Annotated in this window: 27 protein-coding genes and 1 pseudogene; 6 read left to right on the top strand and 22 right to left on the bottom strand. The window is 73.4% G+C overall.

Annotated elements, in window-relative coordinates:
- Positions 1 to 161: 161 nt before the first annotated feature.
- Positions 162 to 707 (top strand): type 1 glutamine amidotransferase domain-containing protein, encoded by a 546-nt coding sequence (locus ACGFT1_RS07820; protein WP_373908133.1) that lies wholly within the window; start codon positions 162 to 164, stop codon positions 705 to 707.
- A gap of 89 nt (positions 708 to 796) precedes the next feature.
- On the opposite strand, the gene ACGFT1_RS07815 is transcribed toward ACGFT1_RS07820, so the two are convergent.
- The gene (locus ACGFT1_RS07815; protein WP_361996675.1) at positions 797 to 1,084 is read right to left on the bottom strand and encodes a DUF6158 family protein; all 288 of its coding nucleotides are present in this window, start codon (positions 1,082 to 1,084) and stop codon (positions 797 to 799) included.
- Positions 1,085 to 1,138: 54 nt separating this feature from the next.
- The gene (locus tag ACGFT1_RS07810) at positions 1,139 to 2,758 is read right to left on the bottom strand and encodes an ATP-binding cassette domain-containing protein (RefSeq protein ID WP_373908132.1); all 1,620 of its coding nucleotides are present in this window, start codon (positions 2,756 to 2,758) and stop codon (positions 1,139 to 1,141) included.
- 169 nt (positions 2,759 to 2,927) lie between these two features.
- Here ACGFT1_RS07810 and ACGFT1_RS07805 point away from each other — a divergent pair, with 169 nt between their 5' ends.
- From ACGFT1_RS07805 to ACGFT1_RS07795, 3 genes are all read left to right on the top strand, one after another.
- Positions 2,928 to 4,424: a bifunctional phosphatase PAP2/diacylglycerol kinase family protein gene (locus ACGFT1_RS07805; protein WP_373908131.1), complete on the top strand. Its 1,497-nt coding sequence runs from the start codon at positions 2,928 to 2,930 to the stop codon at positions 4,422 to 4,424.
- A gap of 118 nt (positions 4,425 to 4,542) precedes the next feature.
- Positions 4,543 to 5,364: a class I SAM-dependent methyltransferase gene (locus tag ACGFT1_RS07800; RefSeq protein WP_373908130.1), complete on the top strand. Its 822-nt coding sequence runs from the start codon at positions 4,543 to 4,545 to the stop codon at positions 5,362 to 5,364.
- Between the two features lie 42 nt (positions 5,365 to 5,406).
- Positions 5,407 to 5,577, top strand: coding sequence for a hydrophobic protein (locus ACGFT1_RS07795; RefSeq protein WP_373908129.1), 171 nt, complete (start codon positions 5,407 to 5,409; stop codon positions 5,575 to 5,577).
- A gap of 111 nt (positions 5,578 to 5,688) precedes the next feature.
- Here ACGFT1_RS07795 and ACGFT1_RS07790 read toward each other — a convergent pair whose 3' ends face one another.
- The 12 genes and pseudogenes from ACGFT1_RS07790 to ACGFT1_RS07735 all read right to left on the bottom strand — a co-directional run bounded on the left by ACGFT1_RS07790 (position 5,689) and on the right by ACGFT1_RS07735 (position 13,918).
- A complete protein-coding gene (locus tag ACGFT1_RS07790) occupies positions 5,689 to 5,991 on the bottom strand; it encodes a gas vesicle protein K (RefSeq protein WP_373908128.1) in 303 nt (100 codons plus the stop codon).
- Entirely contained in the window at positions 5,988 to 6,176 is a 189-nt protein-coding gene (locus ACGFT1_RS07785; RefSeq protein ID WP_121786038.1) for a gas vesicle protein, read from the bottom strand. Before ACGFT1_RS07785 ends, ACGFT1_RS07790 begins: the two co-directional genes overlap by 4 nt.
- Positions 6,173 to 6,946 carry a GvpL/GvpF family gas vesicle protein gene (locus ACGFT1_RS07780; RefSeq protein WP_373908127.1) on the bottom strand — a complete coding sequence of 258 codons (774 nt, stop codon included), beginning with the start codon at positions 6,944 to 6,946 and terminating at the stop codon, positions 6,173 to 6,175. Before ACGFT1_RS07780 ends, ACGFT1_RS07785 begins: the two co-directional genes overlap by 4 nt.
- Positions 6,943 to 7,278, bottom strand: a complete 336-nt coding sequence (locus tag ACGFT1_RS07775) for a gas vesicle protein (protein WP_373908126.1) — start codon at positions 7,276 to 7,278, stop codon at positions 6,943 to 6,945. Before ACGFT1_RS07775 ends, ACGFT1_RS07780 begins: the two co-directional genes overlap by 4 nt.
- Complete coding sequence (locus ACGFT1_RS07770; protein WP_373908125.1) at positions 7,275 to 8,468, bottom strand: SRPBCC family protein; 1,194 nt, start codon at positions 8,466 to 8,468, stop codon at positions 7,275 to 7,277. The genes ACGFT1_RS07775 and ACGFT1_RS07770 overlap by 4 nt, the downstream gene beginning before the upstream one ends.
- Entirely contained in the window at positions 8,465 to 9,403 is a 939-nt protein-coding gene (locus tag ACGFT1_RS07765; protein ID WP_373908124.1) for a DNA primase, read from the bottom strand. Before ACGFT1_RS07765 ends, ACGFT1_RS07770 begins: the two co-directional genes overlap by 4 nt.
- 1 nt (position 9,404) lies before the next feature.
- On the bottom strand, positions 9,405 to 9,662 hold the full coding sequence (locus tag ACGFT1_RS07760) for a gas vesicle protein GvpG (RefSeq protein ID WP_373908123.1): 258 nt from the start codon (positions 9,660 to 9,662) through the stop codon (positions 9,405 to 9,407).
- Positions 9,663 to 9,694: 32 nt separating this feature from the next.
- On the bottom strand, positions 9,695 to 10,465 hold the full coding sequence (locus ACGFT1_RS07755; RefSeq protein ID WP_373908122.1) for a GvpL/GvpF family gas vesicle protein: 771 nt from the start codon (positions 10,463 to 10,465) through the stop codon (positions 9,695 to 9,697).
- The gene (locus ACGFT1_RS07750; RefSeq protein WP_356825053.1) at positions 10,462 to 10,884 is read right to left on the bottom strand and encodes a gas vesicle structural protein GvpA; all 423 of its coding nucleotides are present in this window, start codon (positions 10,882 to 10,884) and stop codon (positions 10,462 to 10,464) included. Before ACGFT1_RS07750 ends, ACGFT1_RS07755 begins: the two co-directional genes overlap by 4 nt.
- Before the next feature lie 77 nt (positions 10,885 to 10,961).
- Positions 10,962 to 11,339, bottom strand: a complete 378-nt coding sequence (locus ACGFT1_RS07745) for a gas vesicle protein (RefSeq protein WP_373908121.1) — start codon at positions 11,337 to 11,339, stop codon at positions 10,962 to 10,964.
- A 104-nt stretch (positions 11,340 to 11,443) separates the two neighbouring features.
- Positions 11,444 to 11,971 (bottom strand): annotated as a pseudogene (locus ACGFT1_RS07740) (DNA primase small subunit domain-containing protein); the annotation flags it as partial.
- A 99-nt stretch (positions 11,972 to 12,070) separates the two neighbouring features.
- Positions 12,071 to 13,918 (bottom strand): transketolase, encoded by a 1,848-nt coding sequence (locus tag ACGFT1_RS07735; RefSeq protein ID WP_373908120.1) that lies wholly within the window; start codon positions 13,916 to 13,918, stop codon positions 12,071 to 12,073.
- Positions 13,919 to 14,616: 698 nt separating this feature from the next.
- Here ACGFT1_RS07735 and ACGFT1_RS07730 point away from each other — a divergent pair.
- The gene (locus ACGFT1_RS07730) at positions 14,617 to 15,576 is read left to right on the top strand and encodes an LLM class F420-dependent oxidoreductase (protein WP_373908119.1); all 960 of its coding nucleotides are present in this window, start codon (positions 14,617 to 14,619) and stop codon (positions 15,574 to 15,576) included.
- 83 nt (positions 15,577 to 15,659) lie between these two features.
- On the opposite strand, the gene ACGFT1_RS07725 is transcribed toward ACGFT1_RS07730, so the two are convergent.
- Positions 15,660 to 16,103, bottom strand: a complete 444-nt coding sequence (locus ACGFT1_RS07725; RefSeq protein WP_373908118.1) for a phage holin family protein — start codon at positions 16,101 to 16,103, stop codon at positions 15,660 to 15,662.
- A gap of 79 nt (positions 16,104 to 16,182) precedes the next feature.
- Between ACGFT1_RS07725 and ACGFT1_RS07720 the strand changes: the two genes are divergently transcribed.
- Positions 16,183 to 16,530 (top strand): VOC family protein, encoded by a 348-nt coding sequence (locus tag ACGFT1_RS07720; protein ID WP_356825067.1) that lies wholly within the window; start codon positions 16,183 to 16,185, stop codon positions 16,528 to 16,530.
- A 51-nt stretch (positions 16,531 to 16,581) separates the two neighbouring features.
- Here ACGFT1_RS07720 and ACGFT1_RS07715 read toward each other — a convergent pair whose 3' ends face one another.
- The 7 genes from ACGFT1_RS07715 to ACGFT1_RS07685 form a co-directional block, all read right to left on the bottom strand.
- Entirely contained in the window at positions 16,582 to 17,133 is a 552-nt protein-coding gene (locus tag ACGFT1_RS07715) for a GNAT family N-acetyltransferase (protein ID WP_373908117.1), read from the bottom strand.
- Positions 17,134 to 17,150: 17 nt separating this feature from the next.
- Entirely contained in the window at positions 17,151 to 17,345 is a 195-nt protein-coding gene (locus ACGFT1_RS07710) for a hypothetical protein (protein WP_373908116.1), read from the bottom strand.
- Between the two features lie 89 nt (positions 17,346 to 17,434).
- A complete protein-coding gene (locus tag ACGFT1_RS07705; RefSeq protein WP_373908115.1) occupies positions 17,435 to 18,358 on the bottom strand; it encodes an LD-carboxypeptidase in 924 nt (307 codons plus the stop codon).
- Entirely contained in the window at positions 18,355 to 20,310 is a 1,956-nt protein-coding gene (locus tag ACGFT1_RS07700; RefSeq protein WP_373908114.1) for a prolyl oligopeptidase family serine peptidase, read from the bottom strand. Before ACGFT1_RS07700 ends, ACGFT1_RS07705 begins: the two co-directional genes overlap by 4 nt.
- Positions 20,311 to 20,325: 15 nt before the next feature.
- The gene (locus ACGFT1_RS07695) at positions 20,326 to 21,630 is read right to left on the bottom strand and encodes a M20/M25/M40 family metallo-hydrolase (protein WP_373908113.1); all 1,305 of its coding nucleotides are present in this window, start codon (positions 21,628 to 21,630) and stop codon (positions 20,326 to 20,328) included.
- A complete protein-coding gene (locus tag ACGFT1_RS07690; RefSeq protein ID WP_373908112.1) occupies positions 21,623 to 22,456 on the bottom strand; it encodes a M55 family metallopeptidase in 834 nt (277 codons plus the stop codon). The genes ACGFT1_RS07695 and ACGFT1_RS07690 overlap by 8 nt, the downstream gene beginning before the upstream one ends.
- Before the next feature lie 83 nt (positions 22,457 to 22,539).
- Positions 22,540 to 23,259: a class I SAM-dependent methyltransferase gene (locus ACGFT1_RS07685; RefSeq protein WP_373908111.1), complete on the bottom strand. Its 720-nt coding sequence runs from the start codon at positions 23,257 to 23,259 to the stop codon at positions 22,540 to 22,542.
- Positions 23,260 to 23,272 lie beyond the last annotated feature (13 nt).

Below are 23,272 nucleotides of genomic sequence, written 5' to 3'. Positions count from 1 at the left end.
CCGCCCGGCTCTCCCGCGGGCATCGGTGTGGTGATCTGGGCGTGCGAGCTGCCGCCGTACGGCGAGGAACCGGTGCGGTGCCGGCGGGTGGCCCGGGACGGGAAGCGGCGGGCCCGGGCGCACCGGGCCGTGTCACGGAAAGGGAAAGGAAGCTGAGGATCATGCGTATCGCGTTTCTGGTGGCCCCCGAGGGCGTCGAACAGGTGGAGCTGACCGCGCCGTGGCAGGCGGCCTCCGAAGCGGGGCACGAGCCGGTGCTGGTGTCGACGGAACCCGGGAGCATCCAGGCGTTCAACCACCTGGACAAGGCGGACACGTTCCCTGTGGACGAGGTGGTGGGCGAGGCGTCGGCCGGGTCGTTCGGCGGTCTGGTGCTGCCGGGCGGCGTCGCCAACCCGGACTTCCTGCGGATGGACGAGAAGGCCGTCGCGTTCGTGAAGGACTTCTTCGAGCAGGGGCGTCCGGTCGCCGCGATCTGCCACGCGCCGTGGACGCTGGTGGAGGCCGGTGTCGTGCGCGGCCGGGTGCTGACGTCCTGGCCGAGTCTGCGCACGGACGTCGAGAACGCCGGCGGGACCTGGGTGGACGAGCAGGTGAAGATCTGCGACCACGGTTCCAACAAGCTGGTGACCAGCCGCAAGCCGGACGACCTGAAAGCGTTCTGCGACGCGTTCCTGCACGTGTTCGCCGGCGAGACGGCCGGCTGACCGTATCCCGGGGAGCAGCAGGGGCCGGCCACCACGGACCGGCCCCTGCTGCTGCCCGGGGTGCCGCCGGTGCCGGTCGCCGCGGGCGGTCAGGTGCCCGAGGTGCCCGGGGCCGCCGTCTCGCCACTGCCCCGCTCCCGCGCGCCCTCGCGGGTGCGGGACGCGCTGACCAGGCGGCGCGGGTTGCGGCGCAGGAACTCGCCCTCCAGCTGCGCCATGCGCTCGTTGTGGGCCCGCAGCGCGTCGTTCGAGCCGTACAGGAGGGTGTCGTGGCGCGTGCGGTGGATCGTCTCCAGCTCCTTCATGAGCTGCTGGTCGTCCAGCCGGCTGGGGTCGACTCCGGTCGTCGTGGTGCCCCGCTCATCGTGTTCGTTCATGCGGTCCGGGTACCCCGCCCGGCACCCGCTGCCCCCGGACGTTTTCTGGAGCAGTCACCGGGCGCGCTCGACCCGGCGTTCGTCCCAGACCGGTTCGGGGGTCTCGCGGACCCGGCCGTCGCTGCCGAAGACCAGGAAGCGGTCGAAGGAGCGGGCGAACCAGCGGTCGTGGGTGACCGCGAGGACCGTCCCCTCGAACGCCTCCAGCCCCTCCTGGAGGGCCTCGGCGGACTCCAGGTCAAGGTTGTCGGTCGGCTCGTCCAGGAGGAGCGCGGTCGCGCCCGCGAGCTCCAGCAGCAGGATCTGGAACCGGGCCTGCTGGCCGCCGGAGAGCCGGTCGAAGCTCTGTTCGGCCTGCTGGGTCAGTTCGTAGCGGCGCAGCCGGGACATGGCGGCCCCGCGGTCCTGGGCGTGTTCCTTCCACAGGATGTCGAGGAGGGTGCGGCCCCGCAGTTCGGGGTGGGCGTGGGTCTGGGCGAAGTGGCCGGGTACGACGCGCGCGCCCAGCTTCCACTGTCCCGTGTGCGTCACGTCCTCGCCGGCGAGCAGGCGCAGGAAGTGTGACTTGCCGGAGCCGTTGGAGCCGAGCACGGCGACCCGTTCGCCGTAGAAGACCTCCAGGTCGAACGGCTGCATCAGGCCGGTCAGCTCCAGCCCCTCGCAGGTGACGGCCCGGATGCCGGTCCGGCCGCCCTTCAGGCGCATGGTGATGTCCTGCTCGCGGGGCGGCTCCGGCGGCGGGCCGGCCTCCTCGAACTTGCGCAGGCGGGTCTGCGCGGCCTGGTAGCGGGAGGCCATCTCATGGCTGACGGCGGCGGCCTGCCGGAGGCTGAGGACGAGCTTCTTCAGCTGGGCGTGCTTCTCGTCCCAGCGGCGGCGCAGTTCCTCGAAGCGGGCGAAGCGTTCCCGGCGGGCCTCGTGGTAGGTGGCGAAGCCGCCGCCGTGCACCCAGGCGTCGGCGCCGGCCGGACCCGGCTCCACGGAGACGATCTTCTCGGCGGCGCGGGCGAGGAGTTCACGGTCGTGGGAGACGAACAGGACCGTCTTGCGGGTCTCCCGCAGCTGTTCCTCCAGCCAGCGCTTGCCGGGCACGTCGAGGTAGTTGTCGGGTTCGTCCAGCAGCAGCACCTCGTCGGTGCCGCGCAGCAGCGCCTCCAGCACGAGCCGCTTCTGCTCGCCGCCGGAGAGCGTGCGCACCTGCCGCCACTGGGCGCGTTCGTACGGCATGCCGAGCGCGGCGGTGGTGCACATGTCCCACAAGGTCTCGGCCTCATAGCCGCGGGCCTCCGCCCAGTCGGAGAGGGCCTGCGCGTACCCCATCTGGGCGGCTTCGTCATCGACGGTCATGAGGGCGTGCTCGGCCTCGTCGACGGCTTTCGCGGCCTGGCGGAGCCGGGGCGGGGCGACGGAGACGAGCAGGTCCCGTACGGTCGTCTCGTCGCGTACGGAGCCCACGAACTGGCGCATCACGCCGAGGCCGCCACCGACGGTGACCGTGCCGCCGTGCGGCTTCAGCTCGCCGGAGACCAACCGCAGCAGAGTGGTCTTGCCGGCGCCGTTCGGGCCGACCAGGGCCACGACGGCGCCTTCACCGACCCGGAAGGACACGTCACCGAGCAGCGTCCTGCCGTCGGGGAGGTGGTACTCGAGGTGCGCGGCTTCCAGATGTCCCATGGGCAGGCATTCTCCGGGTCGCCCGGGACCCGGGGCAAACCGTTATCAACGGCGCCGGGCGGCGCCCGCGCCGGCCCCGGCGACGCCCGAGCCCCTGCGCGGGCCCCCGGGGCGGTGACGCCCGGCGTGGGGGGCACAAGAATCGTGCGCTTACGGGTAAGCGCACCCCATGAGCCGAGACCTGGACCTGACTGTCCCCGCCTCCGCAGCCCGGACCCCGCTGCGCACGGCCCTCACACTCGACGGCCGACTCTTCCAGGCCGCCGCCGACTGGCACTGGCCGGGCGCCGAGCGGGTGCTGCCCCGGCTGAGCCGCAGCGCGAACCACGGCGTGCTGTGGTTCGGGGTGGCCGCCGCGATGGCTGCGAGCCGTACGCCGCGGGGACGCCGGGCGGCGGTCCGCGGGCTGGCCTCGCTCGGCCTGGCCTCACTGACGATCAACACCGTCGGCAAGGCATCGGTGCGCCGGGCGCGGCCGGCGCTGGATCCGGTGCCGCTGGTGCGGCGGCTGAAGCAGCAGCCGATCACCACGTCCTTCCCGTCCGGGCACGCCGCCTCCGCCGCGGCCTTCGCGACCGGGGTCGCCCTGGAGTCGCCGGCGTGGGGTGCGGCGGTGGCGCCGGTCGCGTTCTCGGTGGCGGCGTCCCGCGTGTACACGGGGGTGCACTTCCCGAGCGACGTGCTGGCCGGGGCCGCGCTCGGGGCGGGCGCCGCCTTCCTGGTACGGCGCCTGGTGCCGACCCGGGCCCAGGTCCGGGACTCCGCCCGCCCGCGGGCCGCGGCCCCGGCGCTGCCCGAGGGCGACGGACTGGTGGTGGTCGCCAACCAGGGGTCGGGCACGGCGGACCGGGTGCGCGCGCTGCACGACGCGCTGCCCGAGGCGGAGATCGTCGAGTGTGCGCCGGAGGACGTCGCCGAAGAGCTGGAGAAGGCGGCGGCCCGGGCGCGGGTGCTCGGGGTGTGCGGCGGTGACGGCACGGTGAACGCGGCGGCCGGGGCCGCCCTGCGGCACGGTCTGCCGCTCGCGGTGCTGCCCGGCGGCACCCTCAACCACTTCGCCTACGACCTGGGCGTGGAGGACGAACGGCAGCTGGCCCGGGCGGTCCGGCACGGCGAGGCGGTCCGGGTGGACGTGGGCCGGTTCACCTCCGGGGACACGGAGGGCGTGTTCCTGAACACGCTCAGCCTCGGTGTGTACCCGGAGCTGGTGCGGGCGCGGGACCGCTGGTCGCACCGGATCGGCGGCTGGTCGGCCGGGGTCCTCGGGGCCCTGCGGGTGCTGCGGGCCGGCCGGCATCCGCTGGAGGTGGTGGCGGGCGGTGAACGGCGGCCGCTGTGGCTGCTGTTCGTCGGCAACGGCGTCTACCACCGGATGGGTCTCGCCCCGGGCCGCCGGACCGATCTCGCGGACGGCCTGCTGGACGTGCGGGCGGTGCACGGCAGCCGCAGGCCCGCGCTGCGGCTGCTCGCGGCGGCGGCCGCGGGCCCGCTGACCCGGTCGCCCGCGCACGCGGCGGTGCAGGTGAACCGGCTGCGGCTGACCGGCATCGCCCCCGGCACCCCGCTGGCCTACGACGGCGAGGTGACGACCGTGTCGGGCGAGGTGCGGCTGGAGAAGCTGCCCGAGGCCCTGACGGTGTACCGCCCGCTCGACGCATCCGCCTGACAAACTGTCAGTCCGTACTGTGAAACCCCTATCTCATCATTCGGGGGGCGGGCGTACCGTCGGGCGGACCGGTGGACGGGCCGTCCGGTCCGCCGACGAGGGGTGAAGGGGTACAGCCATGCCGAAGGCGCAGGAGACCGCCGTCTACACGCACGGGCACCACGAGTCGGTGCTGCGTTCGCACACCTGGCGGATCGCCGCCAACTCCGCGGCCTATCTGCTCGGCGCGCTGGAGCCCGGCATGCGCGTCCTGGACATCGGCTGCGGCCCCGGCACCATCACCGCCGACCTGGCGGAACTGGTCCCGGACGGCCATGTCACCGGCGTCGACCACGCCCCCGGCGTCCTGGAGCAGGCCCGGGCCACCGCCGCCGCCCGCGGCCTGACGAACGTGGACTTCGCGGTGGCCGACGTGCACGCCCTGGACCACCCGGACGACACGTTCTGCGTGGTCCACGCCCACCAGGTGCTCCAGCACGTGGGCGACCCGGTGCAAGCGCTGCGCGAGATGCACCGGGTGACGCGGCCGGGCGGGTTCATCGCCGTACGCGACGCGGACTACGGGGCGATGACCTGGTACCCGGCGCCGCCCGGCCTGGACGACTGGCTGGACCTGTACGAGCGGGTGGCCCGCGCCAACGGCGGCGAGCCCGACGCCGGGCGCCGGCTGACGGCGTGGGCGCGGGCCGCCGGGCTGCGGGACATCACCGCCACCTCGAGCACCTGGACGTTCGCCACGCCCGATGAGCGGGCCTGGTGGAGCGGCCTGTGGGCGGACCGCACCCTCGCCTCCGCCTACGCCGACCGGGTCAGGGAGGGCGGTCACGCGACGGCGGAGCAGCTGCGGGCGGTCTCGGAGGCCTGGCGGGAGTGGGGCCGGCGGGAGGACGGCTGGTTCGCGGTCCTGCACGGGGAGATCCTGTGCCGGAAGGGAGCCTGATCCGCGCATCGCGGGAAACCCGGCGCGCAGGAGGTGCGCACCATGGTCCCCATCCTGCTCGTACTGCTTCTGGTACTGCTTCTCTTCGGTGCCGGATTCGCGCTGAAGATCCTGTGGTGGGTCGCCTTGGCGGTGCTGATCATCTGGCTGCTGGGGTTCCTGTTCCGCGGCACGGGCGCGGGCGGCGGCCAGGGCCGCTGGTACCGGTGGTGACGCCGTCTGGCGGCCTGGTACCGGTGGTGACGCCGGCCGGCGGCCTGGTACCGGTGGTGACGCAGGCCGGCGGCCTGGTACCGGTGGTGACGCAGGCCGGCGGCCGGTGAGTCAGTCGCGGGGAAGCAGCGGCCCGAGCGGCCCGAGGTCCAGGTTGAGGTCCTCGGGCCGCAGACCGTAGCGGTCGCGCAGCTCGGCCATCCGGTCCTCCAGCAGCATCAGGGTGAGCCCGATCCGCTCCTCCTGCTCCTCGGTCAGGTCCCCGGTGTCGAAGCGCCGCACGGCCTGGCGCTCCATGAGCTGGCGCAGCAGCTCGACCACGGTGAGCACGAGTTTCACCAGGTCACGCTCGACGGTGTCGGGTTCCAGGTCGAGCCGGTTGCGCCGCGGGCCCTCGGCCGGGCTCTCGGTCATGTGAGTTCCTCGAAGGGCGACGGGACCTGCTCGTTCACGGAGCTGATCAGGGCGTTGAGGTCGATGCGGACCAGATCGACGTCCGCGATGCGCAGCGTGATGTCGCCGGTGAGGACGACCCCGCCGGCCAGCAGCCGGTCCAGGAGGTCGACCAGGGCGATCTCGCGGCGTTCGACTACGGTCACCGCACCTCCTCCGCCGCCACGTCCTCGGAGGAGAACGAGTAAGCGGCCCAGGGGCCGGTGAGTTCCACCCGGATGCCGGGCTCCTCGTCCTTCGTACGGTCGACCAGTTCCACGAATTCCTCGGAATGCGCGCGCGGCACCAGATAGGCCGCGTTGAGCACATTGCGCCCCGCGGCGCCGGAGAGCGCCGCGTTCTGCGGGGGGTGCAGCCGGTGGTCCTCGGCGGGGCCGGAGAGGCGCTCGTGCAGGGACCGCGCGAACGTCTCCGCCCGCTGCCACCTGTCCTCCTGCGCGTGGCTCTGCTCGCGCCGGCGGCGCAGGTAGTCCCGTCCGCTCGCGGGCTTCGCCGCGGCAGCCGGCTCGGCCGCCGGCTCCTCCTCCAGGTACACCTTCACCCCCCACTCGACCCGGCCGTCCAGGCGGTCGAGCAGGCGCCGGAAGCTCTCCTCCCGGGTCTCGATCATGGTGCGCAAGGCGCTGTCGTCCCGGAAGACGGTCGCGAGCCGCAGCGGCAGCGGAGTGGTGACCGTGGTGAGCGCGTCGATCACGCCCTGGTGAGCACGCGCGGTCGCGGACAGCCAGTCCAGGTCCTCCAGGTGGGCCTTCAGCGCCTCCTCGGAGAAGTCGGCCTCCGGGACCGTACTCACGACCGCGACCAGCCCGTGATGGCGCACGAGAGCCGGCGGGGCGCCCCCGATGCCCGTCAGCTGGGCCTGCAGGGGCGTCCCGAAGGGGCGGCAGACGGCGTAGACGTACCGCAGTCCGGTCATGGGGCCTCCTTCGGCGCGCGGCCCGACTCCAGTTCCTCCAGCCGGGCAAGGCGTTCTCTCAGCTCGGCGTTCTCCCGGGCCAGCTCGTCCCGGCGGGCACCGGAGGAGAGAGCCGGATCCGTCTCCCACCAGTCGATGCCCATTTCCTTCGCCTTGTCCACCGAGGCGACGATGAGCCGCAGCTTGATGGTGAGCAGCTCTATGTCGAGCAGGTTGATCCTGATGTCACCCGCGATGACGATCCCCTTGTCGAGCACGCGCTCGAGGATGTCGGCGAGGTTGGCCCCCGAGCCCTGACCATAGGGCTCGGGGAGGCGGCCGGGCATCGTCATCGACGGCCCCGGCTCTCGGCGTACTCAGGTTCCTCTTCCTCTTCGTACTCTTCCTCGTCCTCGTCCTCGTACGCGCCCTCCGCGGGTTCCTCCTCGTCCTCCGCGGGCTCCTCGTCCTCGTCGGCCTCCTCGTCCTCGTACGGGCCCTCTTCCTCGTCCTCGTACCCCTCGGGCTCGTCCTCGTCCTCGTAGCCCTCCTCGTCGCCCTCCTCGGCCTCGCCGTCCTCCTGGTCCTCCGCCTCGGCCTCGGGCTCGCCGGAGTCCTCGGCGTCCTCGGCGTCCTCGGCGTCCTCGCCGTTCTCGCCGTTCTCCTCGTTCTCGGACTCCTCCTCGGCGACGGCGTCCTCGTGGCTCTTGACCACCTCGCCGTCGCGTATCTCCCCGCGCCAGCCGTCCTCCGCCTCACCCTTGAGGGTGATGAAGCGGGCGAAGTTCTTCAGGTCCAGCCTGGCCCGGCGGCCCTGGGCGCGCCAGATGTTGCCGGTCTTCTCGAAGAGGCCGACCGGGTAGTACTCCATGACCAGCAGCACCCGGGTGAGGTTCTCCTCCAGCCGATGGAAGGAGACCACGCCCTTGGTGGTGCCCTTGGCGCCCTCCGACGTCCACTGGATGCGGTAGTCCGGCACCTGCTCGGTCGTCTTCGCCTTCCAGCTGCGGCTGGACCAGAAGACCTTGGCCTGCCAGTCGGACTGGGTGTCGTCGGAGCGGCCCGCGCTCTTGACGCCCTTGGCGAAGGTGGAGAAGTCCTGGTACTGGGTCCACTGGTCGTAGGCGGTGCGCAGCGGCACGCCGACGTCGACGGACTCCATGATGACGACCGGCTTCTTGCCCGCGCCGCCCTTCTTGCCCTTGCCGCCCCCCAGGTTCTTGACGGCGTCCATCACGTTCTCCTTGACCCGGGAGGCGCCCACCTCCAGCGCCGAGCGCACGGGCCCCTTGCCCTCGGCGAGCTTGCGCCCGCCTTCGAGCGCCATCTTGGCGAAGCCCGGACTGTTGCCCTCGGCGATGTCGTTGAGTTTGCCGGTGGTCTCACCGAGCTTGCGCCCCAGGCCGCTCAGCAGCCGGGTGGCCTGTGCGGACAGATACTCCTGGGCCTCCTCCTTCAGCCGGTCGGCGGCCTCGCTGTGGGCGAGGGCGCTGAGCGGGTTGTCCTTGGCCGCGGAGGTGGCCGATCCGACGTTCTCCGTCATCGGTCATCGCCGCCCTTCGAACGCCGGGAGGTCGCGCGCCGGGTGGTACGGCCGGCCGACCCCGTCTTCTTCGCGGCCGTCCTGCCGGCCGTGCCCGTCTTCTTGGCCGCCGTCTTCTTCGCGGGGGCCGTCTTCTTGGCCGGGGCGGTCTTCTTGGCCGCGGTCTTCTTGGCCGGAGCCTTCTTGGCCGGAGCCTTCTTCGCGGGAGCCTTCCCGGCAGGGGCCTTCTTGGCGGGGGCCTTCCCGGCAGGGGCCTTCTTCGCGGGAGCCTTCCTGGCGGGAGCCTTCTTCGCCGGCTTCTCCTCCGGCTCCTCCTCCTCTTCCTCTTCCTCCTCCGGCTCTTCCTCTTCCTCCTCCGGCTCCTCGTCCTCCTCGGGCTCCTCCTCCGGCTCTTCCTCCTCCTCTTCCTCGGTCTCCTCCTCGTCCCGCGGCTCGCCCTCGTCCGGCTCCTCTTCCTCCTCCGGCTCTTCCTCTTCCTCCTCCGGCTCCTCGTCCTCGTCCGGCTCCTCTTCCTGCTCGTCCTCCGGCTCGGCGGACTCGTCCGCGGATTCCTCGTATTCCTCGTCGTCCTCGTCGTCCCGCTCGCCGTCCGCCTCGTCGCCGGAGCCGCCCGAGGTCACGCCGGCCAGCTGGTCGCGGACCTGGGCGGTGCGGCCGTGCAACCGGTCGGCGAGCGCGTTGATCTGCCGCTCGGCCATCGCCCCGGTGGCGGCCTTGCCGACGCCCCGCATGTCCTTGCGCAGCTGGTCCCCGATCTCCTTGAACTGGGGATTCTTCTGGAGCTGCTGGCTGACCACGTCGGCGAGCATCTTCGGACTGAGGTTGAGCTTCTTGCCGGCCACGAACGAACCGACGGCGAGCGCCATCTTCAGTTTCTTCGTGCGGCCGAGCATGTATCCGGCCCCTACGGCGAGGCCCAGTGCCGTTCGGTTCATGTCACGTTCCATTGCCTGTGGTGTCGCCGGAGCGCGCTGTGGTCTCCAGCCGGTCGAGCAGTTCGTCCTCGCGCCGGTCGAACTCCTCCTCGGTGATCTCCCCCGCCTCCAGCTGTTCCTCGAGGCGGGCGAGCTCGGCCCGGACGGTGGAGGGGTCGTAGTAGATCCGTTCCGCCTCCTGGAGCACCTGCCTGACGGCCCACGCGCTGCCGCGTACGGGCGCGAAGGGCAGCATCAGCACCTCACCGATCAGTCCCACGGTGTTCTCCTCTCCGTCCGGGCCGAAGAGCGCTACTGCGCTCCGGCGCCCGCGCCGGCCGTACTGCCGGCCGACTGGGCGGGGCCGGGTTCGACGAAGCTGTACGGCGGCAACGGTCCGTTGACGCGCAGTTCCAGATGGGCGTGGCTCTCGCGGACCTGCTCGACAGCGGCCAGGAAGCGCTCGGCCGAGTCCCGCGCGACCAGGAACGACACGTTCAGCAGCCAGCCGGTGGACTCGGGGCCCACGCTGACCGCGGCGGCGCCCGGTGCCAGCAGGTCATGCACCTCGCGCGCGTCCACGGCCTCCTTGGCCTTGACGGCGGACGCCACCATCTCGCCGAGGCGGATCTTGTCGTCGTAGCTGCCGCCACCGGCCCGGCGGTTGGCCTCCGCGAGGGAGCGCAGGTCCGCGTTCTCGGCCATCACCAGGTGCAGGACGGCCTCCTCGACGTGAGTGGCCTTGACGTTGTACTCGACCTTGCCGTCCAGCTCCCGCAGCCGTTCCTGGTAGTGCTCGGCCCGCGCTCCGAGCACCTGGGTGACGGACTCGTCGTCGTCGGCGACGCTGCCGAAGCGCATGGGCAGGATGCAGCCGCCCGCGCCGGTCTCGGCCAGCACGTTCTGGTGGGCGAGCAGGTCCCTGCGCTTGGGGCGAAGGTCCTCGGGGGCGTCACTGACCACGGCGGTCAGTTCCCCGGCCGTGAGGAGCCGCACCGGGCGGGCGGGCTGGCCCACGCCGGTCATGCCCTCGGGCAGCGCGGGGTGGGACCGTGCGGTGATCCCGTAGACGTAGGTGCTCACTCCTGCTCCTCCTTCCGGCGCGCCGGGGCCTTACGGGCACGCGGACGGGACTGGGTCTCCCCTTCCGAGCGCGCCTGCTTGAAGGCGTCGGATATGGTCTCCGCGGCGCCGGACAGCGCCCCCTTGGACTTGCCGCGGGCACCGGACTCGGTGACCTCGCCGACGATCTCGGGCAGACCCGGGCTCTTGTTCGGGCCGGACTCCAGGTCGAGGCGGTTACAGGCCTCGGCGAACCGGAGATAGGTGTCGACGCTGGCCACGACGACCCGGACGTCGATCTTCAGGATCTCGATGCCGACCAGAGAGACGCGGACGAACGCGTCGATCACGAGGCCCCGGTCCAGGACCAGTTCAAGTACGTCGTAGAGGCCGCTGCTGCCGCCTCCACCTCCGCTCTGCTGAGCCGGAACAACAGTCATGCCGGCGATTCCTCCTCGTGTGTTGTCGGTCGCTGTCTAGTAGGTCGCGGTGTGTACGGGCCGGGGCGGTCGGCGGCTCACCGGCCGCCGCGCGCGTCGGCCCTGCCGCGTTCGTAACGGCGGACGCGCCGGTACCCGGTGAGCTGGCCCTGCGGGTCCAGTTCGACCTGGTAGCTGCCCATCAGGCTCATCGTGTCGGGGACCCTCGACAGTTCCAGGACCTCGACCTCCAGAGACCACCCGTCCTCCGTCTGCTCGAACGAGGACACCGACTCGGGTTCGAGGCCGGTGAGTTCGGCGAGCTGGGCGCGCGCTTGGCGCAGTACCTCCATGAGGGCCGGGCGGCGGCCGCCCGACGCGGGGCTTCCCGTGTTCTCGTGTGACGCCTGCGATTCCTCGGAGTCGTGCCTTTTCCGCGGTCTTTGTGACTGTGATGTGTTCTCTGTGTTCGACATGGCCACCTCTCCCTGCGTGTGGCCGCCACACCCCTGGCCAAACCTTCAGGAGCACATGCATGCCGCTCGCATACCGTCGCTCCTGGTCAGAGCGGGTAGGTGTGTCACCCACGCAGTGCCGCGAGGCGGCTCATGGCGGGCTTCAGGGACCGCCCGTGGGCCGGCGCGCCGGCCCACGGGCGGGTGCGTGCCTGGTCCACGGCGTCGGCGAGGGTCCAGCGCCGGGCGCCGGTGCCGGGGTCGGCCACCTGTTCCCAGGTCAGCGGCACCGCGACGGGCGCGCCCGGCAGGGCGCGCACGCTGCAGGGGGCGACGGCGGTCTGCGCGTAGGCGTCGCGCTGCACGTCGAGGTAGAGGCGGTCACCGCGGTCCTGCTTGCGGGCGGCGGTGGTGAGCCGGTCCGGGTGCCGGGAGACGGCGAACTCGGCCACCTCGTGGGCGAATCGGCGAACTGCGTCGAAGTCGTGGCGGCCGTCGAGCGGGATGACGAGGTACAGTCCGCGCGAGCCGGTGGTCATCGGCGCCGTGGGCAGACCCAGCTCATCCAGCAGCTCGCGCGGCCGGCCGGCGGCGTCGCGGACGGCGGCGAAGTCGTCACCGGGCGGATCGAGGTCGAAGACCAGGCGGTCGAACTCCTTTGCACCTCCGCCGGCCGGGGAAGAGGACCTTCCCCGGCCGCCGGATCTCCACCGTGCGGCGGCCAGCGCGCAACGTCAGCGCGCCGCCGTCGCTCATCGCACGACCGCCTCCTCCACCAGCATCCTGGCGGCGGCCACGATGCCCACGGAGTCGATGCCGGCCGCGTGCAGCTGCTCGTCGGGGGCGGCGGAGCCCGGCATGGTGCGCACCGCCAGCCGGACCAGGCGGGGCACGGGCCGGCCGTCGCCGAACGCCTCCGCGACGGCGTCACCGAGGCCGCCCTCCGCGTGGTGGTCCTCGACGGTGAGCAGGCAGCCGGTCTCCTCGGCGGCCCGGCGCAGCGTCTCGGCGTCGACCGGCTTGACCGAGTACAGGTCGATGACCCGCACCCGGATGCCGTCCTCGGCGAGCCGGTCGGCGGCGGCCAGCGCCTCGGGGACGGTGACCCCGGCCGCGACGACGGTCAGCCGGTCGTCCTCGCCGGAGCGCAGCGTCTTGCTGCCGCCCACCGGGAACTCCTCGCCGGGCCCGTAGATCACCGGGGACTTGCCGCGGGAGGTGCGCAGATAGCGGATGCCGTCGAGACGTGCCATGGCCGCGACCAGCTTGGCGGTCTGGTTGCCGTCGCAGGGGTAGAGCACGGTCGAGCCGTACACGGACCGGAACATCGCCAGATCCTCCAGGCCCATCTGCGAGGGCCCGTCCTGCCCGATCGAGACACCCGCGTGCGAGCCGACCAGGTTGATCCCGGAGCCGCTGATGGCCGCCATGCGCACGAAGTCGTAGGCCCGGGAGAAGAAGGCGGCGAACGTCGAGGCGTACGGCACCCAGCCCCGGACGGCCATGCCGACGGCCGACGCGACGAGCTGCTGCTCGGCGATGTAGCACTCGAAGAACCGGTCGGGATGGGCCTTGCCGAACTCCTCGGTGCGGGTGGAGTCGCCGACCTCGCCGTCCAGGGCGACGACGTCACCGCGGGCGGCGCCGAGCGCGGCGAGGGCCTTGCCGAAGGCGTCCCGGGTGGCGACCTCCTCCCCCAGGTCGAAGGACGGCAGCTCGAGGGCCCCGGTGGTGACCGAGCGCGGCGCGGCGGCGGCCTGCGGCTCGCCGACCCGGAGGTTCAGCTCGCGCGGCCCGCCGAGTTCGGCGATGGCCTCCTCGGCTTCGGGCAGCGGTTTGCCGTGCAGGCCCTCGCGGTCCTGGACGGCGGCGACGCCCTTGCCCTTGAGGGTGCGGGCGAGGATCACGGTGGGCTGCCCGCTCGTGGACAGCGCCTCGCCGTACGCCCGGTCGATCTTGTCGACGTCGTGCCCGTCGATCTCGATGGTGTGCCAGCCGAACGCCTGGAACCGGCGGGCGTAGGCGTCCAGGTCGTGGCCGTGCCGGGTGGGGCCGCGCTGCCCGAGCCGGTTGACGTCCACGATCGCGATCAGGTTGTCGAGGTTCTCGAAGCCGGCGTGTTCGGCGGCCTCCCACACCGAGCCCTCCGCCAGTTCGCTGTCACCGCACAGCACCCAGACCCGGTAGTCGGTGCGCTCCAGCCGCTTGCCGGCGAGGGCGATGCCGACCCCGACCGGCAGGCCCTGGCCGAGGGAGCCGGTGGCCGTCTCGACCCAGGGCAGCCGCCGCGGCGTCGGGTGGCCCTCCAGCCGGCTGCCGAGCTTGCGGAAGGTGACGAGTTCGCCGTCCTCGATGGCGCCGGCCGCCTTGTACGCGGCGTACAGCAGGGGCGAGGCGTGTCCCTTGGAGAGCACGAAGCGGTCGTTCGCGGGGTGCTCGGGGCGTTCGAAGTCGTAGCGCAGATGGTTCGCGAGCAGGACGGCCACCAGATCGGCGGCGGACATCGAGGACGTGGGATGCCCGGATTCCGCGGCGGCGGACGCCCGCACGCTGTCCACGCGCAGCTGCTGTCCCAGTTCGGCCAGTTCGGCGGTCTCCATGAGTCTCCTTGGTCTCGGCGTGCTGCGTACGGGGTGCCGCGTACGGCGTGCCGCCTGTGCGCTCAGTCGGGCGGGGCCGCGCGGTCCGGGGGCCGGGGGTGTCGCGGGTCCCGGGGGTGTCGGTGCGCCTGACGGGGCCGGGGGCCGGACGCTCCGGGCCGGCCTGGGCGGGCTCACCGCCGGGCTGGTCGCCGGCGGGCTCGCCACCCGGCTGGCTGCGCGCGGGCTCACCGCCGGGCTGGTTCCTGGCGGGCTCACCGTCAGGCTGGTCGCGTGCGGGGTCCGCGCCGCGCCGGTCCTCCTCGTGCGTGGCGTGCATCCGGCCGGTCTCGCGCGTCATGGTCGGCCTCCCGGGTGTGCGGACGGCCGGTCCGGGCCGCCCGGTGGCCGCGCAGCTGACCCGGTGGGGCCGGGCCGGCCGGGCCCGTGCGGGCCCGCCGGACGCCCTGGCGCGGCGGTACGGCGTCCGGCACCCGGCCGGTGGCGTCCCCGGACGCGTTCGCGGGCGGGGCGCACCCGGGGGTGTGCTCCCCCAAGGACTTCCGCGTAACAGGGGCCGGGGCACCCAAAGGCCGGGCGGGTCACCCGTACGCCGGGCGCGCGGGCGCGCGGCGGCGTTTCGCCGGGGCCGCCCCCGGTTACCCGGCCCCGGACCGACTCCCCCCCCCGCATCCCGAGCCGCCCGCGCGGAGGCACCCATGCCCGAGTACGGCTATTTCCTGGCGTGCGAGGAACACGACCCCGCCGCCCTCGTCGAACAGGCCCGGATGGCCGAGCAGGCCGGCTTCCAGGCCCTGTGGATCTCCGACCACTACCACCCGTGGAACGACGCACAGGGGCAGAGCCCCTTCGTGTGGTCGGTGATCGGCGCGCTCTCCCAGGCCGTGTCGCTGCCCATCGAGACGGCCGTGACCTGCCCGACCGTACGGATGCACCCCGCGGTGGTGGCGCAGGCCGCGGCGACGAGCGCGGTGATGACCGGCGGGCGCTTCAGGCTCGGCGTCGGCACCGGTGAGGCGCTGAACGAGCACATCCTCGGCGACGCCTGGCCGCCGCTGCACGTGCGCCTGGAGATGCTGGAGGAGTCGATCCAGGTGATGCGCCGGCTGTTCACCGGCGAGGAGGTCAGCCATCACGGCACCCACTACACGGTGGAGAACGCGCGTCTCTACACCGTCCCCGACGAGCCCGTGCCGATCGACATCTCCGGCTTCGGCCCGAAGGCGACCGCGCTGGCCGCCCGCGTGGGCGACGGCTACATCACGATGATGCCGGAGGAGGAGATGGTCACCCGGTACCGCAAGGGCGGGGGCGGGACCGGTCTCGTCAGCGGCGGCACGAAGGTCTGTCACGGCACCGACCGCGACAGTTGCGTCCGTACGGTGCACGGGCTCTGGTACAACGAGCTGCTGCCCGGCGAGATGGGGCAGGTGCTGCCCTCGCCGCGCCACTTCGAGCAGCTGCACGAGCTGGTCACCGAGGAGATGGTGCGGGAGAAGGTGGTGTGCGGGGACGACGCCGACCAGCACGCCGCCGCGCTGCGGGCGTTCTCCGACGCCGGCTTCGACCGGGTGTACGTGAACCAGATCGGACCCGACCAGCGGGGGTTCTTCGACTTCTACCGCACGAAGGTGCTGCCGCGGCTCGACCGGGACTGAGTGCCGGTACCGGGAGCCGTCACGGCCTTCGGCCCTGCCCCGGCCTCCGCCGGACGGAGCGCCGGGGCAGGGCCCGGAACGGGTCAGGCCCGGTGGTGCGGGGTGTCGGGATCGGTCGGGGGCTGCGGCGGCGCCGGCGGGTACGGCATGCCGCCCAGGCCGCCGGGCGGGGCGCCCGGCGCGGTGCCGCCGACGACCCGGTGCGGGGCGTGCGGGGTGTCGTTCCCGTGACCGTGGCCGGGACGGGCGGCTCCGCGCAGCACGTACGCCACCACGGCCAGCAGTGCGGCGGTGATCAGCGCGGCGGCCCAGCCGGGCAGTCCGGTCGCCAGGGCCAGGCCCACGGCGAGAGCCACGGCACCGCCCGCGTAGAGGGCGGCGGCACCCGACGCGGCGTAGAGCATGGCGGTCCGCCGCTGCTTGCGGCTCTGCTCGCGCAGTTCGTCCCGTACCGTCTCGCGTGCCACCTGTGCCAGTTCTTCGACAAGGTGCTTGTCCAGATGTTCCAGGTGATCGATGCGGTCCATACCCTGCGGGTACCCGCTGCGCACAGCCGGTAACGCCGTGGCCCTGCGCGGCCCGGTCGGCCCAACTAGGCTCTGCCGTATGGAGATTCTGGGCGCCTCGCTGCGCATCTGCGTCGACGACCTCGAAGCCGCCGTCCCCTTCTACGAGCGTCTGGCGGGCGGCAGGGCGCAGCGCTTCCGGCGCGGCGAGGTCGAGGTCGCCGCGGTCGGTTCCTTCCTGCTGATGAGCGGCCCGGAGACGGAGCTGGAGATCCTGCGGAAGGTGTCGGCGACGATCGCCGTGCGGGACGTGGACGAGGCGCACCGGCTGCTGGCCGAGCTGGGCGCCCGGGTCGTCGCCGGGCCGGTGCCGACGCCGGGGGGCCGCAATCTGCTGGCCGTGCATCCGGACGGGTCGGTGTTCGAGTACGTGGACCGGCGCGGCTGAACCCGCGGGGACCGCGGCCCGGCCCCGGCCCGCGGTCCCCGGTCGAGTACGTCAGCCGCAGACGCGCATCTCCACGGTGAGGGCCCAGCGTTCGTGGTCGCGCCAGGCCCCGTCGACGTAGATCATGTCCGGGGAGAAGCCCTCCAGGCGGAAGCCCGCACCCCGGGCGAGGGCGATGGAGGCGGCGTTCCCGGGCTGCACGTTGATCTCCAGCCGGTGCAGGCCCAGGGGTCCGAACGCGTACCCGAGCACCAGCTCCAGGCCCTCGCGCATCAGGCCGCGCCCGGCCGCGTGCGCGAAGGCGCCGTAGCCGAGGGCGCCGCACCGGAAGCCGCCCCGCACGATGTTGTTGATGTTGATGAACCCGGCGATGGAGCCGTCGCCCTTCTCGCACACCAGGAAGCCGGCCCGGGCCGGGTCCTCGATGAGCCTGCCGGCGTAGTCGGCGTACGCCTCGTCGCTGTCCGGCGGGAACAGCCAGGGCCGGTGCAGCTCCCGGCTCTCCCGGGCCCGGGCGGTGAACTCGGGGCCGTCCGCGAGGGTGAAGCGGCGGAGCGCGACGCGGGGGCCTTCGGGGAGGCTCGGGGGCGGGGTGTGCGGCATCCGGCCAGCCTAGGGTGTCACTGGCCGCGGCGTCGCTGGAGACAGGCCCCGCACAGCCCGCCGACGAGCCCGGTGGCCAGCAGGGCCGTCCGCACGGCCCGGGTGACCTCGGCCCCCGGGACCAGCGCGAGGACGGCCAGTGCCAGGACGATCGTGCGGGCGGGCGTGGTCAGCTCGCGCCGGCCGTCGCCTGCCTCGGTGTTCCGGCTCATGCGACCGGGGTGGAACCCGGGGGGCGTGTCCGCACGGCGTGCGCCGCCGTCCGGGTGAGCCGGCCGCCCGGCGGCCGGGCGGGCGGCCGTCAGCGCAGCGCCGGTTCGTCGAGGGTCAACGTGCCGGTGTCCGCGTCCAGTTCGGCGGTGACACCGAACGGGATCGTCAACGCGCCCGCGCAGTGACCGAATCCGACGTTCTCCGCGACCGGGACGCCGAGCCCGCCGAGCCGGTCGGCCAGCAGGGGCCGCAGCCGGTCCTCGTCGGCGCAGCCCTCCCACGAGCCGAGCAACACGCCCCGGATCCCCTCCAGCAGCCCGGCGCGCAGGAGCTGGGTCAGATAGCGGTCCAGCCGGTACGTCTCCTCGCCCACGTCCTCCAGGCAGAGCAGTCCGCCGCGTGCCGAGGGCCGGGCGTGCGGGGTGCCGAGTTCCGCGGCGAGCAGGCACAGGCAGCCGCCGAGGGTGACACCGCGTGCCCGGCCGGGCACGAGGGCGGTACCGCCGTAGGCGATCACGCGCACCGTCTCGGGCGCGAAGAGCGTGGCCCGCAGATGCTCCTGCGCCCGCGCGTTCTTCACGAAGTCGACGCCGGCCGCCATCGGCCCGTACAGCGTGGCCAGTCCCAGGCGGACGGCGAACGCCTCGTGCAGCGCGGTGACGTCGCTGAACCCGACGAGAACCTTCGGGCCGGCCGCCCGCATCGCCTCCCAGTCGAGCAGGTCGATCACGCGCTGTGCGCCGTAACCGCCCCGGGCGCACAGCACCGCGTCCACGGCCGGGTCGCACCAGGCGTCCTGGAGGTCGGCGGCGCGATCGGCGTCCGTGCCGGCGAGGTAGCCCAACTCGGGGTGCCGGTCCAGAACGTGGCGGCCGGCCACCGGATCGAGGTCCCAGCCGCGCAGCACGTCGAGCCCCGCCTGGAGCCGCTCCTCGGGCACCGGCCCGCTGGGGGCGACGACGGCCACCCGAGCGCCCGGTGCCAGCCGGCGGGGTCGGACGAGTCCGTTCACGGGGCCAGCTCCACCTTGGGCGGCGGCGGTGCCGGACGCAGCTTGAACACCTGGGCGTACAGGGACAGTTCCGCCTCCAGGGCGCGGATCATCGTCTCGGCCCGCCGGAACCCGTGCCCCTCCCCTTCGAAGGCGAGGTAGGCGTGCGGCACGCCCCGGCCGGCGATCCGGGCCAGGAAGCGTTCGCACTGGGCGGGCGGGCAGATGACGTCGTCCAGGCCCTGGAGCAGCAGGAACGGCGCGCTGAGCCGGTCGGCGTGCGCGATCGGGGAGCGCTCGGCGTAGCGGGCCGGCACCTCGGCGTGCGGGCCGATCAGGGTCTCCAGGTAGCGGGACTCGAAGTCGTGGGTCTCCCCCGGGCCCCAGGCGGTGAGGTCGAGCACGGGATACAGGACCGTTCCGCAGGCGTAGACGTCGGTCGTGGTCAGGGAGGCGGCGGCGGTCCAGCCGCCGGCGCTGCCGCCCCGGATCGCGAGCCGGGCGGGGTCGGCGATGCCCTCGTCGGCGAGGGCCCGGGCGACGGCCGCGCAGTCCTCGACGTCGACCACGCCCCACTGCTCGCGCAGCCGCTCGCGGTAGGCCCGCCCGTATCCGGTGGAGCCGCCGTAGTTGACCTCGGCGACCCCGATGCCCCGTGAGGTGAAGTAGGCGATCGAGAGATTCAGCACCAGCGGTGTCCGGCCGGTGGGACCGCCGTGCGCCCAGATGACGTACGGCGGCAGCTCGCCGTCGGGCGCGGTCCGCCGGGGGTGGTGCGGCGGGTGGACGTGGGCGTGCACCTCGCGGCCGCCCGGGCCGGTGAAGGCGCGCTGCCGCGGTCGCGGGTAGTACGCCGGGTCGACGGGGTCCCGGTGCCGGGCGCCGACGGCGCGGGCGCGGCCGGTGACGGTGTCCAGCTCGATCACCTCGTAGGCGGTGTGCGGGCCGGCGCCGACCGCGATGACCCGCTCGCCGTGGGTGGCGAGGGTGGCGGTGTACTCCGTCCAGGGTCCGGCGGCGTCGACGATCTCGCCGGACTCCGGGTCCAGTATGCCGAGGACGGCCGGCCCCCGGCCGTGCACCACCGCCAGCAGGCCGCTGTCCAGCGGCGCGAACCAGCGCAGCCCGAGCTGCCACAGCGGTCCGCCGAACTCCTCCTCGCGCGGGCACAGCGGGGTGCCGTCGCGGTAGAGGTTCCACCAGCCGCCGCGGTCGCTCGTGTACAGCAGCCTGCCGTCCGGTGCCCACTCGGCCTGGGCGACGGCCTCCTCGGGTCCACCGGCTACCGACCGCGTGTTCTCCAGCCGGCCGTCCTCGGTCACGTCGGCGACCAGCAGTTCCGTCCCGTCCCACGGCATCCGGGGGTGGTCCCAGCCCAGCCAGGCGGCCCGCCGGCCGTCGGGTGAGAGGCGGGCGCCGGTCACGAACCGGTGCCGGGCGGGGGTGAGTTCGCGGACGGCGCCGCGGTCGCCGGCGGCCGAGCCGTCCAGCGGGACGGCGGCCAGGACCCGCCGTACATCGCCGGGGCCGTCGCCGGTGAACTCCTCCAGCACGCCCCACACCTCACCGCGCGCGAGGTCCACCCGGGGTTCGGCCCAGCGCAGCGCGCCGGCCACCGGGGAGGAGGGGGTGAGCGGGCGGGGCTCACCACCGGGCTCGAACCGGTACAGCCGCTGGTCGGCGAGGTGTACGAAGACGATCAGCGGCCGCCCGTCCCGTTCGGTCCCGGCCCAGGGCCGGCCGCCGTACTCGATGACCCGGCTGCGCACGTTCCACGGCGCGGGCAGCACGGACTCCTCGACGCCGTCGGCCCGGCGCCGGACCAGGGTCCGCCGGCCGCCCTCGGCGGGCCGGGGCTCGGTCCACCAGGTCTCGTCCCCGACGATACCCACCCAGTCCGGCCGCCCGTCGTGCGCGGCGGCGAGCGCGGCGTCGACGGGCGACGGCCACGATCCGTACGGCGCCTCGTGCATCACGTCCTCCATCGGTCACGCCGTCCGCAGGAAGCGGTCCAGGACATGGACACCGAAGTGCAGCGCCTCCACGGGCACCCGCTCGTCCACGCCGTGGAACAGCGCCTGGTAGTCGAGGTCCGGGGGCAGCTTCAGCGGGGTGAAGCCGTAGCCGGTGACACCGAGCCGGGAGAACTGCTTGGCATCCGTGCCGCCCGACATGCAGTACGGCACCACGTGGCCGCCGGGTGCGAACTCCTCCACCGCGGCCCGCATCGCGGCGTACACCGGCGTGTCCAGCGGCGCCTGGAGGGGCACCTCCCGGTGGGCGAACTCCCACCGCACGTCCGGGCCCACCAGCTCGTCGATCGTGGCGGCGAACTCCTCCTCGAAGCCGACCAGACAGCGGCCGTCGACGTAGGCGACCGCCTCGCCGGGGATCACGTTGACCTTGTAACCGGCGTCCAGCATGGTCGGGTTCGCGCTGTTGCGGATGGTCGCCTCGACCAGCCGGGCGGCCGGCCCGAGCTTTTCCAGCAGCCGGTCCACGTCGGTGAGGTCGGCGTCGATGCCGTTCAGGTCGGCGAGCCGGGTCAGGGCGGCCCGCACGGTCGGGGTGAGGCGGATCGGCCACCGGTGCTCGCCGATGCGGGTGACGGCGGCGGCGAGCCGGGTCACCGCGTTCTCCTCGTTCACCTTGGAGCCGTGCCCGGCCCGGCCGCGCGCGGTGAGCTTCAGCCAGCCGGTGCCGCGCTCCCCCGCGGCGATCGGGTAGATCTCCCGGCCGGTCCCGTCGTGGAAGGTGAACGCGCCGGACTCGCTGACGCCCTCCGTGCAGCCCTCGAAGAGTTCGGGGTGCCGGTCGGCGAGGAACCCGGAGCCGTCCTCGGCGCTGGCCTCCTCGTCCGCGGTGAACGCGATGACGAGGTCGCGGCGGGGCCGCACACCCTGCCGGGCCCAGGACCGGACCACGGCGAGGATCATCGCGTCCATGTTCTTCATGTCGACGGCGCCCCGCCCCCACACGACCCCGTCGCGGACCTCGCCGGAGAACGGGTGCACGCTCCAGTCGGCGGCCTCGGCGGGCACCACGTCGAGGTGGCCGTGGACCAGGAGGGCGTCGGCGGACGGGTCGGTGCCCGCGATCCGGGTGACGACGTTGGTGCGGCCCGGGGTGCGCTCCAGCAGCAGGGGTTCCAGACCGGCCCCGGCCAGCCGTTCGGCGGCGTACTCGGCGGCGGGCCGTTCCCGGCAGTCCCCGCCGCCGCGGTTGGTGGTGTCGACGCGGATCAGGCCGGAGGTGAACTCCACGACCTCGTCCAGGGCCTGCGCATCAGCCATACTGCTCCTCCACGGCGGCGGAGACGATCGTGGTGACCGCCTTGAACGTCCTGATCCCCTCGTACATGGTGGCGCCGGTGTACGCCACCTTCCGCTCACCCGTCCGCGCCACGCCGGGGACGATGGTGGCGGCCGACGCCAGATGCTCGGCGTCGAACTCGACGGCGACCGTGAACGGGCCGGCCTCGGCGGGTTCGTGGCGGACCGCCAGTGCGGCGGCGTCCTTGGCCGCCGCGCGGATGTCCGCGGTGGTCCGGGCCGGGGTCCGGCAGACGGCCGCGTACCGCGACACATGGTCCTTGACGGCGACCTTCAGAGCCTCCGGCGCGTATCCGAGCGCGTCCTCGCAGGCCACGTCGTCGCCGGTGACGAGGACGACGGGGACGCCGTACTCGGCGACGACGTGCGCGTTGAGCAGACCCTCACTGGCGCGGACGCCGTTCAGCCACACGCCGGTGATCTGGTTGGCGAGGTAGGTGTGGGCGAGGACGCCCGCCATGCCCGCGCCCGCGTGGTAGCCGACGAACGCGATGCCGTCCACGTCGCCGTGCTGGACGCCCTCCACCATGGACAGCGCCTTGTGCCGGCCGGTGAGCATCTCGACCCGCTCGTCGAGCCGCTCCAGGAGGAGGTTGCGCATGGTCCAGTGGGCCTCGTTGACGAGCACCCGGTCGGCGCCGCCGTCGAAGAAACCTTCCACGGCGGCGTTCACGTCCGAGGTGAACATCGTCCGGCACCGCTCCCACTGCGGCGTCCCCGGCAGCACGTCGGCGGGCCAGGTGACCCCGGTGGCCCCCTCCATGTCGGCACTGATGAGGATCTTCATCTCCGTCACGTTACGCGCCGGGCGCCGGTCAGGCTACGACCCGGGCACGCTCACCCACCTGCCGGAGGGCCACCGGGTCCCGGTCAGGCGCCCGCGAGGACGAACCAGCGGGCGGGCAGGTCGATGCGGGTGCCGTCCGCGAGGTACTCGGTCTGCGGCAGGGCCGTCCCGCCGTCGGCCAGGACGGTCAGGCCGGCCTCGGCGAGCAGGCGCGGGATCTCGTCGTCGCCGGCGTCGGCGGGCTTGAGCCCGTGGTGGAAGACGCGCTGGAGCTTGGGCGGCGGTCCGGCCGGTTCGGACGCCGCGCGCCGCAGGACGTCCCGGGAGGCGGAGGTCAGTTCCACCACGAACGCGCGGCCCTCCGTGCCGATGAGCCGGGCGACGGCGGCGGCCACCGCGGGGCGGGCGGCCGGCTCGCTCTGGTGGATGACGGCCCGCATGTAGACGTTGGTGTCGCCGAGCCGCTCGTGCAGGGTGCTGACGGCCTCGGTGTCGGTGAGGTCGAGCTGCTGGAACTCGACGTTGTCCGTGTGCGCGGCGCGGCGGGCGTGCTCCACGGCGGCGTGCGAGAGGTCGACGCCGACGGCGTGGGCGAACCGGGTGGCCAGGTAGTGGGTCTGGGTGCCGTTGCCGCAGCCGAGGTCGACGATCGTACGTTTGGCGTCGGCGTACGGCAGGAGCAGTTCGCTGTGCGGTGCGGCGCTCAGGGAGGGGTCGGCGTCCCATATCGCCTCACCCCGGGTGTCGGAGGTTTCGCTCCAGTAACTTTCCCAGGCGTTCCGGTAGTCGGTCGAGACGTTCATGCGATCTCCCCAC

It is taken from the genome of Streptomyces sp. Y20 (assembly GCF_043195475.1).
Classification (GTDB): Bacteria; Actinomycetota; Actinomycetes; order Streptomycetales; family Streptomycetaceae; genus Streptomyces.
This window is presented reverse-complemented; position numbering and strand designations above follow the sequence as displayed.